The sequence below is a fragment of the Microcystis sp. M49636_WE2 genome, assembly GCF_030065375.1.
Lineage (GTDB): Bacteria > Cyanobacteriota > Cyanobacteriia > Cyanobacteriales > Microcystaceae > Microcystis > Microcystis aeruginosa_C.
This window is the reverse complement of the sequence record NZ_JASJFG010000416.1, coordinates 1-1,346: the sequence shown is the minus strand read 5'-3', so window position 1 is coordinate 1,346 and position 1,346 is coordinate 1. Positions and strand designations below refer to the sequence as shown.

Sequence of the window (1,346 nt, the reverse complement as noted above, 5' to 3'; positions counted from 1 at the left end):
TAATTATCTGTAATCAACCGGTATTTCTCATCCCTGCGGCAATACCATTAATCGTCATTAAAGCGCCCCTTAATAACTCCTCTTTAGAATAGCGGAAATGAATCACACCGGATTGAGCTTGACTATTGTATTGACGTAAACGCTTGAGGAGAGACACCTGTAGGAAACCGAGGGGAACGATCGAACCATTGCGTAACTGCACCGAGCGCTGTAAATTCGGATCATTATCCAATAAATGTTTCTCACCAGTGATCTGGAGAACAATCTCGCTAGTGCGATTATATTCCTCTTTGATCCTTTCAAACAGACGTTCAAAACGTTCTCGATCTTCCTGTTTAGAAAGTTCACTGACGTAGTGATAGGCCATCTGTATATCCACCTTCGATAGAGTCATTTCTGCCTTAGAAATCACCATCTGGAAGAAAGGCCACTTGTGATAAAAATGGCGTAACAATTCCAAATTTCTGCTAGGAGAATCATCGAGAAACATCTGTAAAGCTGTCCCTAAACCATACCAAGCCGGTAAAAGAAAACGGGTTTGGGTCCAACTAAACACCCAAGGAATTGCCCGCAGGGTAGTTAAATCCTGTTGACCACTTTTCCGGCGGGCCGGTCGGGAACTAATCTGTAAAAGACTAATTTCAGGAATGGGAGTTACGGACAGAAAGAAGTCTAAAAAGTCCGGTTCTTCATAAATCAAACTGCGATAGGTTTGCCGTGAACAGGTGGCCAACTCCTCCATGATGCGATTCCAGGGTTCGAGATCATCAAAACCACTGCCCAGTAAACTTGCCTGTATGACTGCTGTTACGGCCGTTTCGAGGTTATACAAGGCCAATTCCGGTAAAGAGTATTTCGAGGCTAAAACCTCGCCCTGTTCGGTGATTTTAATGCGACCGTTAATAGTTCCCCGGGGTTGGGCGAGGATAGCGGCGTAGGCCGGACCCCCACCGCGACCGACGGAACCGCCCCGGCCATGAAAAAGACGTAGATCCACGCCGTATTGTTTAGCGGTTTTTTGTAAAGCCTTCTGGGCCTTATGAATTTCCCAATTACTGCTTAAAAAGCCGGAATCCTTGTTACTATCGGAGTAACCGACCATAATCTCCTGTAAATTACTCGGTTCGAGGATGGCAGGTTCCGGGGTCACGTCCTCCCCGTTTAAAGCCGCTAAATGGTCGTAACTGCTGGCTAGGGTTGCCCGATAGAGGGGCAATTCAAACAAAGTCTGCATGATGCCGGGGGCGTGTTTGAGGTCATCGACGGTTTCAAAGAGGGGAACGATGCGGAGGGAACTGCGGCTAGTGGCGGGGTCGTATAAACCGGCTTCTTGGGCTAATAACAGC

The 1,346-nt window shown here is 47.3% G+C and carries 1 protein-coding gene; it reads right to left on the bottom strand.

Going from position 1 to position 1,346, the window contains the following annotated elements:
* Positions 1-13: 13 nt before the first annotated feature.
* The coding region (locus tag PX484_RS09945) for a phosphoenolpyruvate carboxylase (protein ID WP_288103691.1) at positions 14-1,346 on the bottom strand (1,333 nt) is incomplete at its 5' end.